Raw genomic sequence first — 13,289 nt, forward strand, 5'->3', positions numbered from 1 at the left:
GATCACCTCGGATCCGCCCTTGGAAAGGCCGACGTCCTTTGCTTACCCTGCGGATACCAGCGCGGGCCACGCGGCCAGCGCCGCCTGCGCGACGGCTTCCAGTTCCGCCTGCCTGGCGCCATCGCGCGCCTGGATCGACATGCCTTGCTGCACGGTGACGTAGAAGCGTGCAATGACCTGCGGATCGGCCTGGCGGGCGATCTCGCCCGTTTCCATGGCGGCCGCCAGGCGGTTGGCCAACAGGCCGATGTTCTGCATGCGCATGTCCGACAGTTCGGCGCGCACGGCCTCGTTGCCCCCATTGGCCTGCAGGGCCGACAACACCACCAGGCAGCCGTTCGGCCTGCCTTGACGCGTATAGACGCGCGCCGAGCCCATCAGCAGGGCTTCGACGGCCTCGCGGGCCGAACGGGCCCGCTGCACTTCCTGTCGGATCTCCGCGCCTTCCGCCGTCACGTACAAGGCCAGGGCCTCGCGGAACAGTCCGTCCTTCGAGCCGAACGCCGCATACAGGCTGGGCGCCGCGATGCCCATGGCCGCCGTCAGCTCGGCCATCGACGTGCCTTCGTAGCCACGTTCCCAGAAGATCTCCATGGCGCGGCAAAGCGCCTGCTGGCGGTCGAAAGCGCGTGGGCGCCCACGTTCGGCCATGATGTGCTCCATTTATTTAACGATCATTATATAATTCGTGCCACGGCTGGCCAGCCTGCATTCCGAACCATATCGATCACTTGAAGAAGGGAGTTTGCCATGTCGTCACTCGCTGGGAAAAAAGCATTCGTCACCGGCGCCAGCCGGGGCATCGGCGCGGCCATCGCGCGCCGCCTCGCCGCCGAGGGCGCGGACGTCGCCATCGGCTATGAACGGTCGGCCCAGGCCGCCGAAACCCTGGCGGCCGAGCTTCGACAGACCGGGCGGCACGCGGCCATCGTGCGCATGAGCGCCGCCGACCCGGCCTCGGGCAGGCAGGCGGTCGACCAGGCCGCTTCCGGACTGGGCGGCCTGGACATCCTGGTCAACAATGCGGGCATCTTCCGTGGCGGGCCCATCGAGGGCCTGACGGTGCAAGAGGTGGACGAAGTGCTGGCCGTGAACGTACGCGCCGTCGTGCTGGCCTCCCATGCCGCCCTGGCGTATCTGCCCGAGGGCGGGCGCATCGTGTCCATCGGCAGCAACCTGGCCACCCGCGTGCCGGAGGCCGGCGTCAGTCTCTATGCCCTGAGCAAATCCGCGCTGATCGGCTGGACGCAGGGCCTGGCGCGCGACCTGGGGCCGCGCGGCATCACCGTGAACCTCGTGCATCCGGGCTCCACCGATACCGACATGAATCCGGCCGACGGTCCGCAGGCCGCGCAGCAGGCCCAGCGCATGGCGATCAAGCGCTATGGCAAGGCGGAAGACGTGGCGGCGCTGGTGGCTTTCGTCGCCGGCCCGCAGGCCGGGTCGATCAACGGGGCGGGGCTGACGGTGGACGGCGGCGCCAACGCCTGATGGCGCCGGATGCGGCATGAGCCGCGCAGCCCGGGTTCACGGGCCACGCCGCCGGCATGTCAGGCATCCCATGCCGATCGGCGGATCACGTCGCAGAAGTTGCCTGGCTGGAAGGCCGGGTCCTTGTCGGCGATGACGTCCGCCTTCACGTTGCCGAATGTCGTGCGGGGCTTGTGGCGGATGCCGTCGTAGAAGGCCTGGATGATGTCTTCCTTGAACCGGCCGCCGCGCGGATGCGCCGCCACGATGGCCTCGCGCTGCGCGTCGGTGTAGTCCGGATAGCTCAGGCCGAGCACGTCCATCTCCACCCCGGCCGTCACCAGCGCCACGACGGGATGCATGTGCTGCGGAATGCCCGGCGTGGTGTGCAGGGCGATCGCCGTCCACACGGTATCGATGTCCTGCTGCGCAATGCCCCGCGCGCTCAGGAAGTCGCGCGCGCAGTTGGCGCCGTCCACCTCGAAGCGTTCGCAGGCGCTGCTGTGGCGGTGCGTCAGGCCCAGGTCGTGGAACATGCAGCCGCAATAGAGCAGTTCGGGATCGAAGGCCAGGCTGCGGCGCTTGCCCGCCAGGGCGCCGAAATAATAGACCCGGCTCGAATGATGAAAGAGCAGGGGTGAAGCCGTATCGCGCACCAGCTCGGTGATCTCGCGGGCAAGCTGGCTGTCGGGAATGCCGATGCCGTCGACGTCGAAACGCATGGTTGGAATCCAGGTGAGAAAAGAAGGACCCATTCTGGGTCTTCAGCCTTCCGTCTCTAACTGACTGGATACGTCATATACTGCCATTTTGCGTGAGCGAGCGACATACGCACCATGACCCGCACCATCGTCATCCTCGCGCTGCCCGGCGTGCAACTGCTGGACGTGTCCGGCCCCCTGGACGTGTTCGCGCAGGCCAATGCCGAGACGGGGCGCGCCGTTTATTCGCTGCGCGTCGCGGCCTGCGAGCCGGGGCCCGTGCGCAGCTCGTCCGGGGTTCGCCTGCTGCCCGACATGGTGGTGGGAGCGGCGTGTCCCGCCATCGACACCTTGCTCGTCGCCGGCGCCCCGCATGCCATGCACTCGGTATTGAGCAACGGCGTGGCGCAATGGCTGCGGGACGCGGCCTCCCGGTCCAGGCGTTATGGGTCGATTTGTACCGGGGCGTTTCCTCTGGCGGCCGCGGGCCTGCTGGAGCGGCGGCGCGTCACGACGCATTGGGCCGCTGCGCGGGCGCTGGCCGCCGCCTGTCCCGGCGCGACGGTCGAAGAAGACGCGCTGTACGTCCGCGACGGCAAATTGCGCACCGCGGCCGGGGTCACGGCGGGCATGGATCTGGCCTTGGCGTTGATCGAGGAAGACCTGGACCGCGAGATCGCTGCGCGTGTTGCATCCCAACTGGTCATGTATTTCAAGCGTCCCGGCGGACAACTGCAGTTCAGCCGCACGGGACAGGCGAGACCCGTCGGACGCACCGTGCTGCAGGAAGTGCAGCGCTGGGTAGCCGCCCATCCCGCCTTGCCGTTGTCGGTCCAGGCCCTGGCGGACCATGCGGGAATGAGCCCGCGGCACTTCGCGCGGCTGTTCCTCGCCGAAGTCGGCATGACGCCGGCGGCCTGGGTCGAAATGACGCGCGTGGCCGCCGCGCGGACCTTGCTGGAGCAGGGCGTGGCGCCCAAGGCGGTGGCGGATCGCTGCGGCTTCGCCAATGCGGATACGCTGCGCCGCGCATTCGCCCGGCACGTCGGCGTGAGCCCGGCGGAATATCGCAAACATCACGGCAAATCGCCCTGATACCTACGCAGCACCTGCTTACGAACGCTCATCCCTTGCTTACGCCTGCGTGGGTAAGATGGTTTTGCCAGATTCCGCAACGAACAACAAAGGTCAAGGCCACCCGCGCCCGAGCCGGACTTTCTGACGGAGAACTATCCATGCACAAGCGTTTTCAAGGCCTGATGATTCCGCTGCTGATGGCAGCGGCGCTGGGAACAGCCCATGCTCAACAGATGCAGACCCGGGGCGAGAACTCGGGCGGCAGCGCCACCCAGCAGACCGCGCCGGTCACCAGCGCCAGCGGCAAGCCCGCGCGCAGCCCCATCGTGGTGGACGGCAAGGGCTGGATGGCCGCCAGCGCCGAGGAGCGCCGCGCTTTCCTGATCGGCATGGCCAACATGATCGTGGCCGAGGCGGCCTACGCCAAGCGGCACAACCAGGCGGCGCCCGGCGCGGGCACGCAGATCACGGAAACGCTGCAGAAGATGAATCTGTGGCAGGCCTCCGAACGCATCACCGCCTGGTACGGCGCCAATCCCGACAAGATGGGCGCGCCCGTCATGGGCGTGGTGTGGCGCGATCTGGTTGAACAATCCTCCAAGTAATCTCAAGGAGAACGCTATGAGAAAGACTGCCTGCAAACTCGCGGCGATTGCCCTGGTTGTCGTCCTGAACGGTTGTGCCACGGCGGCCGGCGGCCTGATCGGCGGCGGCGTGGATCGTGCCTCGGGCGGCGACGGCTCGGCCGGCGCCATGATCGGCGCCGGTACCGGCATGATGGTCGACATCTTCCGTTGACCCGCCCGGGCGGCGTCTCGCTGCGTGCCCGGCCTTCGTGGCCGCGGCCACGGTCTAGCCTTGGCCGGCGCCGCCCGATCTGGAAACCGGAAGAACCAGCCTTAGCGTGGCGCCGGGCGTTTCCGGCACCACCAGCAATTCACCCCCGTGCCCGAGCGCGATGCGGCGGCACAGCCACAATCCCATGCCCATGCCTTCCGGCCGCGTGCTGAAGAACGGCTCGAAGATCCGTTCCTTCAGATCGGGGGGAATGCCGGGACCGTTGTCGCTCACGTCCAGGAACAGCCGTCGGCCGGGGCCGACCCGGCCGTTGATCGCGACGCGCGGCGCCTGCCGGCCCGTGTTGCCGCGCACCGCCTGCACGGCATTGATCAGCAGATTCAGCAGCACCTGTTGCAACTGGATGGGATCGCCTTGCACGGCGGGCAGCGTCTGCGGCACGTCGGCCTCGATGCGCACGTCGTTGTCCGAGGCCAGCCATTGGACCAGCAGGCGCGCATCGCCCAGCAGGGTATGCAGCCGCAGCGTCTGGTAGGTGGGGCTGCCGCGCTGCACCAGTGCCATGATGCTGTCCAGCACGCCCTGGGCGCGGAGACTGTCGCGCTGGATCGATTTCATCGATGACGCGGCTTCGGCGTAGTCGGGAGGGCTGCGGTCCAGCCAGCGCTGCGCCGCCCCCGCACCGATGCCGATGGCGGCTAGCGGCTGGCGCATCTCGTGGGCGATGGCCGCGGCCAGCTTGCCCAGGGTCGAACTGCGCGACAACGCCTCCAACTGTGCCTGCAGATGCCGCAGGTCTTCCTTGCTGCGCATCTGCGCGGTCTCGTCGAGCAGGATGCCGACGTATTCCAGCGTGCCGGCAGGCGTGCGGCGCGCGTGGGCGGCGTAGCGCAGGTGCCGCGGGCTGCCGCGCCGCGCGCCGACCCGGGCCGAGAAGCCGATGCAGGGCGCGCCGAGCCGGGCCTGGTCCAGGGCGCGCGCCACGGCGGCGCGATCGTCCTGGTGGACCAGCGCCAGCAGTTGCTCGGGATGCGTGGTGGGCAGGTGGATGCCGCCCAGCATGTCCGCCGCGCTGGGCGAACCGTGCCATCCGTCTTCGAGCGGGAACAGGCAAAGCAAGGCGGATTCGGCCGTAGGGGCCGGGGCCGCCGGCTGCAAGGCTTGGCGTTGCCGGTCGCCGCCCGGACCGTGCAGCGGCCCGCGCGCGAGGGCAGCGCGTGCGCGCCTGCGGGAGCGCACCGGCGGCATAGCTGTGCATGACCTCATCGCGCCTCCTGGACGTCAGGCGCGCCGTCCGGGTGTCGGGCGCGCGCTTCACGGGCTGCACTCTATCCGGCCGAGCCCCGCTACGCTTGGACGTTTGTGCGGTGCTTGTCCATTTGTGCGGTGCTTGTCCGTTTGTGCGGTGCTTGTCCGTTTGTGCGGTGCTTGTCCGTTTGTGCGCTGCTTGTCCGTTTGTGCGCTGCGGCCAGCCCCCGGTGCGATGAGGGAGGCACGGACAAGGCTACGCCGGTTTCGCGTCCTGCTCGCGCAGCACCTCGAGGGCGGCGCGTTCGGCGTTCGCGATGTGGTCTCGCGCGGCCTGCTGCGCGCCGGCCGCGTCGCGCCGTTCGATACAGGCGAGCAGGTGGTCGATCTCGGCCAGGCTCCGCGGCAGGCGCCGGGGACTGGAGAACGACGTGGCGCGCAGCAGGTTGATGCGCGACAGCATGCCAGGCAGCATGTCTTTGACCAGTTCGTTGTCGCAACCGGCCAGCAGCACGTCGTAGAACGCGCGCTTGGCCGCCAGCAGCGCCCCTTGATCCGCCTGGGCGGCGCAGCGGTGCAGGGCCTGGACGGTGGCGCGCAGCCTCTGGATGTCGGCTTCGCTGGCCAGGCGCGCGAATTCGTGCGCGGCATAGCCTTCCAGCAAGGCACGCAAGGCATACAGGTCGCGCGCCGCCTTGGCCGTCAGCGTGGCCACGGTGGGGCCGCGATGCGGCTCGATGGTGATCAGGCGCTCGGCCTCCAGCGTGCGCAGGGCTTCGCGCAGGGTGGGGCGGCTGATGCCCAACTGCTCGCACAGTTCCATCTCGCGCAGCTTCTCGCCGCCCTTGAGCCGGCCCTGCATGATCGAAGTGCGCAGATAGTCCTCGACCCGCGCACGCAAGGTGCTGGGCTTTTCGAACACGGAATCGGACGGCTTGGCCATGAAATCCTCGGCTGGCGAAACGGGCCGCGCGCGCGGGCGGCATGGCCAGCGGCCACGCGCGCGGCGGCAAAGGCGGAACTATATCCCGCGGCACACCGGTTCCAGGGACGCGGTTGTCACGCCAGTATGTCCGCATTTTCAGTTGACTGACATTCAGATTGTCTGACAATATAAAAAGACCGGAGACGACCGAGAGGTCCGGCATCGCTGCGTCCGCGGCTGTCCGCGCGCGCCATCCCACCGAAAATTGAAGGAGACATCCCATGGCAGACAAGCAGAACCCCGTGCAGGCCCTGTTCGACCAGGGCCTGGAACTGCGCCGCGAAGTGCTGGGCGCCGAGTACGTGGACGGCTCGCTGGCGCGCGCCAACGATTTCATGATGGCCTTCCAGCGCATCACCACCGAATGGTGCTGGGGGTATGCCTGGGGCCGTTCCGGCCTGGACAAGAAGACGCGCAGCATGCTGAACCTGGCGATGCTGACGGCGTTGAACCGCCCGGCCGAGATCAAGCTGCACGTGAAAGGCGCGCTGAACAATGGCGTCACGGCCGACGAAATCAAGGAGATCCTGCTGCACGCCACGGTGTATTGCGGCATTCCCGCCGGCCTGGACGCCTTCAAGGTGGCCAACGGCGTGCTGGAGGAGGCGGGCGCGTTCGAGGAACAACCCGCCCGGGGGCCGCAATGAGCGCGCCGGAGCGCCTCGGAGGCGCATACCGGAGTGCGCCGCACGAAGGTGATCCCATGAACGCGGCGGCAGTGCGGGTCGGCTTCATCGGCGTGGGCAGCATGGGGTGGCCGATGGCCAGCCGCCTGTTGCAGGCCGGCCACGGCGTCACGGCCTGCGACGCGCAGCCGGGACAGGCCGCGCGTTTCGCGACAGAGGCCGGCGGCCAGGCCGCGTCCAACGGGCGTGAACTGGCCGCGCAGAGCGACGTGGTGATCACCATGTTGCCGACCAGCGCCATCGTCGAGGCGGTGCTGCAAGGGGCCGACGGCGTATTGGCGGGCATGCAGCCCGGCACCGTCATCATCGAGATGAGCTCCGGCGTGCCCGCCCATACCCAGCGCCTGGCGCGGGCCGTGGCCGAGGCGGGCGGCGAACTGGTGGATGCGCCGGTCTCGGGCGGCGTGCCACGCGCGCGCACCGGCGAACTGGCCATCATGTTCGGCGGCGAGGCCGCCACGCTGGAACGCGTGCGTCCGGTGTTGCAGGCGATGGGCACGTCGGTCCTGCATACCGGCGCGGTCGGCAGCGCGCATGCCATGAAGGCGCTCAATAACCTGGTGTCGGCCGGCGGCTTCCTGATCGGCGTCGAGGCCATGCTGATCGGCCAGCGGTTCGGCCTGGATCCCGAGGTGATCGTCGACGTGCTGAATGCCTCGACCGGCACCAACAACTCCACGCAGAAGAAGTTCAAGCAGTTCGTGCTGTCGCGCGCCTTCGACTCCGGCTTCGGCCTGGACCTGATGGTCAAGGACCTGAGCATCGCCCTGGGCATGGCGCAGGACACCGGCACGCCGACGCCGTTCGCGGCGCTGTGCCGCGAAATGTGGGCCTCGGCCGGCAAATCGCTGGGCAAGGGGCAGGACCACACCGCGGTGGCGCGCCTGTCCGAACACCTGGCGGGCATCGAACTGCGGCCGCGCCAGACGCGGCAGTCCTAGCCGGCGGGCCGGCCACCGGGTTGGCCCGTCATCCGATCACGACAAGACATCGGCCCGGTGAGGCCGAGGGGCGCGGCTTTGCCGGCGCCCGGGAGACAGACAATGAAATCACTATCCTTGCTGGCGCTGTGCGCCACGCTGGCGGCCGGCCCCACGCTGGCCCAGGACTATCCGTCGCGCGCCATTTCGATGGTCGTGCCTTATGCGCCGGGCGGTTCGACGGACGGGCTGGCGCGCATCGTCGCCAACGCCATGGGCAGGAACCTTGGCCAGACCCTCGTGGTCGAGAACCTGGGCGGCGGCGGCACCATGATCGGCAACCAGCGCGTGGCGCGCGCCGCGCCCGACGGCTACACCATCACCTTCGGCAACATGGGCTCGCTGGCGATCGCGCCGTCGCTGTATCCCCGGTCGAAGTTCGACCCGCGCCGGGACATGGTGGGCATCGGGCTGGTGGCCACCGTGCCGATGGTGCTGTCGGCCAGCAAGGCCAGCGGCATCACCAGCGTGAAGCAGATGCTGGACACGTTGCGCGCCAGGCCCAATGCGCTGAATTTCGGCAATGCGGGTTCGGGGTCGACCAGCCACATCGCGGCGGCGAACTTCCTGTTCGTGACCCGCACCCAGGGCACTCAGGTGCCGTATCGCGGCGCGGGACCGGCCATCGCGGACCTGATGGCGGGCACCGTGGACGCGGTGATCGACCAGACGGTCACGATGATTCCGCTGCACGCGTCGGGCCGGGTGACGGCCCTGGCGGTTGCCGCCGGCAAGCGGCTGCCGCAGTTGCCCGGCGTGCCCACGTTCGCCGAGGCGGGCGTGCCGCAGTTCGACCTGAGCGTGTGGAACGGCATCGCCGCCCCGGCAGGCACGCCCGCGTCCGTGATCGCGCGGCTGGAGCAGGCCTTGGACGCCGCGCTGCGGGATCCCGAGGTGATCGCCTCGCTGGCAAACCTGGCCGCGGTGGCGCCCGCGGGCAGCGAGCGGGGATCGGCGGCTTTCCAGGCGTTGATCGCCAAGGACGTGCCGCGCTTCGCGGAACTGATCGAGGCGGCCAACGTGACGGTGAACTGAGCGCCGTCCGGCCCTCAGACGAACAGCCGCGCCATCTCCAACCCCCGGATGATCGCCGCGGTGGCGCCCACCAGCGGCGGCAGCGGTTCGCGCACCGGCAGCGCCAGTGTCAGGTTGTTCATGATGACCGGCTCGGCGATCTCCGAATACCCCAGCGCGTCCTGCCCCGGCATGTCGTGCAGCGCCGACCTGGGAAGAATGGTGTACAGCGTGTCCTGCGCCATGGTCTGCAGGATGGTGTGCACCACGTCCACCTCGGCCACGATGTCCAGCGTCACGTCCAGCTCGCGGCAGGTCCTGTCCACCAGCATGCGGATGGTGTTGGGCGCGCTGGGCAGCACCAGCGGATAGCGGTTCAGGTCGCGGGCCCGCACGCGAGGCGGCGGCAGCGGCCGGCACGTCTTGCTGTAGGCCAGCACCAGGTCTTCGCGGTACACCGATTCGAAACGCACCAGCGACGAGGGCGGCGGGTCGTACAGCAGGGCCAGGTCGACGCGGTCTTTCACCAGCCACTCGTTCATCTCCGAACTCAGGCCCTCGGCCAGCGTCAGCGCGGCGTCGGGATGCAGGCGGCGGAAGGTCTGCACGATGTGCGGCGCCAGGCGTCGCGCCACCCGGTGGGGCATGCCCAGCCGCACCTTGTCCTGCGTGGTGGACGCGTAGGCGCGCATGTCGTCCTTGGCGTGCAGGGCCAGCGCATCCAGCGCCTTGGCGTGCGCCAGGAAGCGCAGGCCCGCCGGCGTGGGTTCTACGCCCCGTCCGGTGCGCAGCAGCAGGTGATGGCGCAGTTCGGTTTCCAGCAGCTGGATCTGCCGGCTGAGCGAGGGCTGCGACAGCCCCAGCACGTCGGCCGCGCGCGACAGGCTGCGCATTTCGCAAGCCATGATGAAGTAGCGGATTTGCTTGAGATCCATGCGCGCAATGGTATACGTTTTTTCTATATCAGAAGTCAGCTTTGCGCCATTGCCGGGCTGGCGCGCGGTGCGGATGATGCAGGGATTCCAATCCCTCCGATGCCGTCCATGCCCGATTGCGCACCGCCGCTCGCCACGATCACCCCGCCCGGCCAGGCGCTGCCGGCGGGCGCCTGCGACACGCATTTCCATGTGTTCGGCCCGGCGCACGTGTTTCCGTATGCCGAAGGCCGCCCCTATACGCCGCCGGATGCGCCGTTCTCGCAGGCCCGCCATCTGCACCGGCAACTGGGTTTCACGCGCGGCGTGATCGTGCACCCGGGCTGCCATGGCTACGAGCTGGCGCCCACGCTGGATGCGCTGGAGCAAGGGCAGGGCCAATACCGCGCGGTGGCCTTGCTGCCGCCGGATGTGGCGACCGCGCGCATCGCCGAGCTGGACCGGCTGGGGGTACGCGGCGTGCGCTACAACTTCGTGGCTCACCTGGCCAACGGCGGATGGGATGAGCTGGCCGCCATGGCGCCGCGCATCGCGCCGTTCGGCTGGCACCTGTGCGTGCATTCCGACCAGGCCTCGCTGCCCGGCCTGTTGCCCCGGCTGGCCGCCCTGGGCGTGCCGTTCGTGATCGATCACATGGGCCGCGTGGCGGCCGGGCAGGGCGTCGCCAGCGAGGCCTTCCAGGCACTGCTGGCGCTGCAAGGGCATCCGGGGGCCTGGGTGAAGATCTCCGGCCTGGACCGCGTGTCCAGCCTGGCCACCCGCCCCTTCGGCGATGGCGAGGCGCTGGTGTCCGCGCTGCTGGACGCGATGCCCGACCAATTGCTGTGGGGCACCGACTGGCCCCATCCCAACGTGGCGGGCGACATGCCGGACGACGGCGAACTGCTCAACACCTTCCTGCGCCTGTGTCCCGATGACGGGATGCGGCGGCGCATCCTGGTGGACAACCCGCACACGCTGTACCGCTTCGCGCCGTAGCCCCCCGCGGACGCTTCGAGAAAAGATCAAGGAGACTGACTCATGCCCCGTTTGAACGCGCCCGACGCCGCCCGGATGTCCGAGCACCAGCGCCGTGTATACGACGCCATCGCCAGCGGCCCGCGCGGCCGCGTGCGTGGGCCCCTGGCCATCTGGCTGAATCGTCCCGGACTGGCCGAGCATGCCCAGGCGCTGGGCCAGTACTGCCGCTACGACTCCAGCCTGGAGCCGCGCCTGTCCGAACTGGCCATCCTGACGATGGCGGCCTGGTGGCGTTCGTCATTCGAATGGTGGGCGCATCATCCCATCGCCTTGAAGGCGGGGCTGGACGAGCGGGTGGCCGAGCAGATCCGCCTGGGCGACGCGCCGGTCTTCGAGAAAGAGGACGAGTCGGTGGTCTACCGCTTCGTGCAGGCGCTGCTGGAGACCCGGCAGGTGCCCGACGCCCTGTACCAAGAGGCCGTGCGGGTCCTGGACGAGCCGCGCGTGGTGGACCTGGTGGGCATCGCCGGCTACTACACGCTGATCTCGATGACGATCAACGTCTTCGAGGTGCAGCCGGACGACGGCAGCACGGTGACGTTCGGACGCTGAGTCCGAAGCCCCGCGCCGGCGATACGAACGACAACGAGGAGCACACATCATGACGGGCCGTTTGCAGGGCAAGGTGGCGATCGTCACCGGCGCGGGCAGCGTGGGGCCGGGCTGGGGCAATGGCCGGGCCATCGCCTGCCGCTTCGCGCAAGAGGGCGCGAGGATCTTCGCGGTGGACATGGACCCCGACGCCATGGAAGAAACCGTGGCGCGCGTGCGCGAGGCGGGCGGCGAGATCCGGACCTGGCAGGCGGACGTCACGTCTTCGGACGCCGTGCGCGATCTGGTGCAGGCCTGCATGGACGCCTGGGGCCGTATCGACATCCTGGTCAACAACGTGGGCGGGTCGCGCAAGGGCGGCCCGGTCGGCCTGGACGAAGCCGCCTGGAACCAGCAGATCGACTTCAACCTGAAAAGCGTCTACCTGGGCTGCCGCCACGTGCTGCCCCTGATGGAAGCCCAGGGCGGCGGGGCCATCGTCAACATCGCGTCGACCTCGGGCATCCGCTGGACCGGCTCGGCGCAGGTGGGCTACGCCAGCGCCAAGGCCGGCGTGATCCAGCTGTCGCGCGTGGTGGCGCTGGAATACGCCAAGAAGAATATCCGCTGCAACACGGTGATTCCCGGGCAGATGCACACCCCCATGGTCGAGGTGCGGCTGGCCGGCCAGCGCGCCGGCGGCGACGTCGAGACCCTGCTGGCGCAGCGCCAGGCGCGCATTCCGCTGCCGTTCATGGGCGACGGCATGGATACCGCCAATGCCGCGCTGTTCCTGGCTTCGGACGAGGCGCGCTTCATCACCGCCACCGAGATCGTCGTCGACGGAGGCATGAGTGCGCGCTGCGACTGATCCCGCCACGCCGGGACGCTATCCCGATCCGGCCGTCATCGCGCTGGACCCGCGCTTCGAGAAACTGGTGCTGCCGCTGGCGGCGGTCGAGCGCCTGGCCACCGGCTGCCGCTGGGCCGAAGGCCCCGTGTGGTTCGGCGATGGCCGCTACCTGCTGTGGAGCGACGTGCCCAACGACCGCATCATGCGCTGGGACGAGACCAGCGGGCAGACTCATGTGTGGCGCCATGCGTCGAACCACGCCAACGGCAACACGCGCGACCGGCAGGGCCGGCTGGTGACCTGCGAGCACCTGGGCCGGCGCGTGACGCGCACCGGGCACGACGGCCGCATCACCGTGCTGGCCGACCAGTACGACGGCAAGCGGCTGAACTCGCCCAACGACGTGGTGGTGAAGTCGGATGGCTCGATCTGGTTCACCGATCCGCCGTTCGGCATCGTCGGCTACTACCAGGGCGAAAAAGCCACGCAGGAGCTGCCCGCAGCGGTGTACCGCATCTGTCCCGACAGCGGCGCGGTGACCAAGATGTGCGACACCATCAATGGGCCCAACGGGCTGGCGTTCTCGCCCGACGAATCGAAGCTGTACGTCATCGAATCCCGCGCGCGTCCCCGCAACATCGTGGCCTGCGACGTGCTGGACGGGGGCCGCGCGCTGGGCGAGCCGCGCGTGCTGGTCGATGCGGGCCACGGCACGCCCGACGGCTTCCGGGTCGACGTGGAAGGCAACCTGTGGTGCGGCTGGGGCATGGGCACGCCGGAACTGGACGGCGTGCACGTGTTCTCGCCGCAGGGCGAGCGGCTGGGCCGCATCGCCTTGCCCGAGCGTTGCGCCAACCTGGCTTTCGGCGGCAAGCACCGCAACCGGCTGTTCATGGCGTCCTGCACGTCCATCTATTCCCTGTTCGTCAACACCCAAGGGGCCACGCCCCTTTGATGCGCGCGCGCATCCATCGATAAGTAAACAAAGAGG

16 protein-coding genes are annotated in these 13,289 nt (G+C 69.0%); 11 read left to right on the forward strand and 5 right to left on the reverse strand.

The genetic code is table 11. From position 1 onward, the window contains the following. Positions 1-42: 42 nt before the first annotated feature. The gene (locus A6745_RS15965) at positions 43-651 is read right to left on the reverse strand and encodes a TetR/AcrR family transcriptional regulator (protein ID WP_066131285.1); all 609 of its coding nucleotides are present in this window, start codon (positions 649-651) and stop codon (positions 43-45) included. Positions 652-750: 99 nt separating this feature from the next. On the opposite strand from A6745_RS15965, the gene A6745_RS15970 reads away from it, so the two are divergent. Beyond that, positions 751-1,491, forward strand: a complete 741-nt coding sequence (locus A6745_RS15970; RefSeq protein WP_066129102.1) for an SDR family NAD(P)-dependent oxidoreductase — start codon at positions 751-753, stop codon at positions 1,489-1,491. A gap of 59 nt (positions 1,492-1,550) precedes the next feature. Here the strand turns inward: A6745_RS15970 and A6745_RS15975 are convergent, their stop codons facing one another. Further along, positions 1,551-2,192: an HD domain-containing protein gene (locus A6745_RS15975; protein WP_066129105.1), complete on the reverse strand. Its 642-nt coding sequence runs from the start codon at positions 2,190-2,192 to the stop codon at positions 1,551-1,553. Between the two features lie 114 nt (positions 2,193-2,306). Between A6745_RS15975 and A6745_RS15980 the strand changes: the two genes are divergently transcribed. The 3 genes from A6745_RS15980 to A6745_RS28740 all read left to right on the forward strand — a co-directional run bounded on the left by A6745_RS15980 (position 2,307) and on the right by A6745_RS28740 (position 4,046). After that, on the forward strand, positions 2,307-3,266 hold the full coding sequence (locus A6745_RS15980) for a GlxA family transcriptional regulator (RefSeq protein ID WP_066129109.1): 960 nt from the start codon (positions 2,307-2,309) through the stop codon (positions 3,264-3,266). 140 nt (positions 3,267-3,406) lie between these two features. Further along, positions 3,407-3,853 (forward strand): hypothetical protein, encoded by a 447-nt coding sequence (locus A6745_RS15985; RefSeq protein ID WP_197488174.1) that lies wholly within the window; start codon positions 3,407-3,409, stop codon positions 3,851-3,853. 16 nt (positions 3,854-3,869) lie between these two features. After that, positions 3,870-4,046 (forward strand): hypothetical protein, encoded by a 177-nt coding sequence (locus tag A6745_RS28740; RefSeq protein ID WP_156513426.1) that lies wholly within the window; start codon positions 3,870-3,872, stop codon positions 4,044-4,046. A 54-nt stretch (positions 4,047-4,100) separates the two neighbouring features. On the opposite strand, the gene A6745_RS15990 is transcribed toward A6745_RS28740, so the two are convergent. Then, positions 4,101-5,165 (reverse strand): sensor histidine kinase, encoded by a 1,065-nt coding sequence (locus A6745_RS15990; RefSeq protein ID WP_197488175.1) that lies wholly within the window; start codon positions 5,163-5,165, stop codon positions 4,101-4,103. 385 nt (positions 5,166-5,550) lie between these two features. Continuing rightward, the gene (locus A6745_RS15995; RefSeq protein ID WP_066129115.1) at positions 5,551-6,237 is read right to left on the reverse strand and encodes a GntR family transcriptional regulator; all 687 of its coding nucleotides are present in this window, start codon (positions 6,235-6,237) and stop codon (positions 5,551-5,553) included. Positions 6,238-6,500: 263 nt separating this feature from the next. Between A6745_RS15995 and A6745_RS16000 the strand changes: the two genes are divergently transcribed. The 3 genes from A6745_RS16000 to A6745_RS16010 all read left to right on the forward strand — a co-directional run bounded on the left by A6745_RS16000 (position 6,501) and on the right by A6745_RS16010 (position 8,980). After that, positions 6,501-6,926: a carboxymuconolactone decarboxylase family protein gene (locus A6745_RS16000; protein ID WP_066129118.1), complete on the forward strand. Its 426-nt coding sequence runs from the start codon at positions 6,501-6,503 to the stop codon at positions 6,924-6,926. Between the two features lie 56 nt (positions 6,927-6,982). Further along, the gene (locus A6745_RS16005) at positions 6,983-7,906 is read left to right on the forward strand and encodes an NAD(P)-dependent oxidoreductase (RefSeq protein ID WP_066129121.1); all 924 of its coding nucleotides are present in this window, start codon (positions 6,983-6,985) and stop codon (positions 7,904-7,906) included. 102 nt (positions 7,907-8,008) lie between these two features. Next, positions 8,009-8,980, forward strand: coding sequence for a Bug family tripartite tricarboxylate transporter substrate binding protein (locus A6745_RS16010; protein WP_066129124.1), 972 nt, complete (start codon positions 8,009-8,011; stop codon positions 8,978-8,980). A 14-nt stretch (positions 8,981-8,994) separates the two neighbouring features. On the opposite strand, the gene A6745_RS16015 is transcribed toward A6745_RS16010, so the two are convergent. Continuing rightward, complete coding sequence (locus A6745_RS16015; protein WP_066129127.1) at positions 8,995-9,894, reverse strand: LysR family transcriptional regulator; 900 nt, start codon at positions 9,892-9,894, stop codon at positions 8,995-8,997. Between the two features lie 108 nt (positions 9,895-10,002). Here A6745_RS16015 and A6745_RS16020 point away from each other — a divergent pair, with 108 nt between their 5' ends. Genes A6745_RS16020 through A6745_RS16035 form a run of 4 tightly spaced genes read left to right on the forward strand, consistent with a single transcriptional unit; the run spans position 10,003 to position 13,253 of the window. Then, the gene (locus A6745_RS16020; RefSeq protein ID WP_066131289.1) at positions 10,003-10,872 is read left to right on the forward strand and encodes an amidohydrolase family protein; all 870 of its coding nucleotides are present in this window, start codon (positions 10,003-10,005) and stop codon (positions 10,870-10,872) included. A 42-nt stretch (positions 10,873-10,914) separates the two neighbouring features. Further along, positions 10,915-11,466, forward strand: coding sequence for a carboxymuconolactone decarboxylase family protein (locus A6745_RS16025; RefSeq protein WP_066129130.1), 552 nt, complete (start codon positions 10,915-10,917; stop codon positions 11,464-11,466). Between the two features lie 49 nt (positions 11,467-11,515). After that, positions 11,516-12,316, forward strand: coding sequence for an SDR family NAD(P)-dependent oxidoreductase (locus A6745_RS16030; RefSeq protein ID WP_066129133.1), 801 nt, complete (start codon positions 11,516-11,518; stop codon positions 12,314-12,316). Continuing rightward, positions 12,300-13,253, forward strand: a complete 954-nt coding sequence (locus tag A6745_RS16035; protein ID WP_066129136.1) for an SMP-30/gluconolactonase/LRE family protein — start codon at positions 12,300-12,302, stop codon at positions 13,251-13,253. Before A6745_RS16030 ends, A6745_RS16035 begins: the two co-directional genes overlap by 17 nt. The last annotated feature ends 36 nt before the right edge of the window (positions 13,254-13,289 follow it).

It is taken from the genome of Bordetella ansorpii, from assembly GCF_900078705.1.
Classification (GTDB): Bacteria; Pseudomonadota; Gammaproteobacteria; order Burkholderiales; family Burkholderiaceae_B; genus Bordetella; species Bordetella ansorpii_A.

Bases quoted from the DNA above. Each gene is read 5' to 3' on its own strand.
- A6745_RS15975 (WP_066129105.1), bottom strand. From the start codon at position 2,192: ATGCGTTTCGACGTCGACGGCATCGGCATTCCCGACAGCCAGCTTGCC.
- A6745_RS28740 (WP_156513426.1), top strand. From the start codon at position 3,870: ATGAGAAAGACTGCCTGCAAACTCGCGGCGATTGCCCTGGTTGTCGTC.
- A6745_RS15965 (WP_066131285.1), bottom strand. From the start codon at position 651: ATGGCCGAACGTGGGCGCCCACGCGCTTTCGACCGCCAGCAGGCGCTT.
- A6745_RS15985 (WP_197488174.1), top strand. From the start codon at position 3,407: ATGCACAAGCGTTTTCAAGGCCTGATGATTCCGCTGCTGATGGCAGCG.
- A6745_RS16010 (WP_066129124.1), top strand. From the start codon at position 8,009: ATGAAATCACTATCCTTGCTGGCGCTGTGCGCCACGCTGGCGGCCGGC.
- A6745_RS16005 (WP_066129121.1), top strand. From the start codon at position 6,983: ATGAACGCGGCGGCAGTGCGGGTCGGCTTCATCGGCGTGGGCAGCATG.
- A6745_RS16030 (WP_066129133.1), top strand. From the start codon at position 11,516: ATGACGGGCCGTTTGCAGGGCAAGGTGGCGATCGTCACCGGCGCGGGC.
- A6745_RS15970 (WP_066129102.1), top strand. From the start codon at position 751: ATGTCGTCACTCGCTGGGAAAAAAGCATTCGTCACCGGCGCCAGCCGG.
- A6745_RS16025 (WP_066129130.1), top strand. From the start codon at position 10,915: ATGCCCCGTTTGAACGCGCCCGACGCCGCCCGGATGTCCGAGCACCAG.
- A6745_RS15980 (WP_066129109.1), top strand. From the start codon at position 2,307: ATGACCCGCACCATCGTCATCCTCGCGCTGCCCGGCGTGCAACTGCTG.
- A6745_RS16000 (WP_066129118.1), top strand. From the start codon at position 6,501: ATGGCAGACAAGCAGAACCCCGTGCAGGCCCTGTTCGACCAGGGCCTG.
- A6745_RS16015 (WP_066129127.1), bottom strand. From the start codon at position 9,894: ATGGATCTCAAGCAAATCCGCTACTTCATCATGGCTTGCGAAATGCGC.
- A6745_RS15995 (WP_066129115.1), bottom strand. From the start codon at position 6,237: ATGGCCAAGCCGTCCGATTCCGTGTTCGAAAAGCCCAGCACCTTGCGT.
- A6745_RS16020 (WP_066131289.1), top strand. From the start codon at position 10,003: ATGCCCGATTGCGCACCGCCGCTCGCCACGATCACCCCGCCCGGCCAG.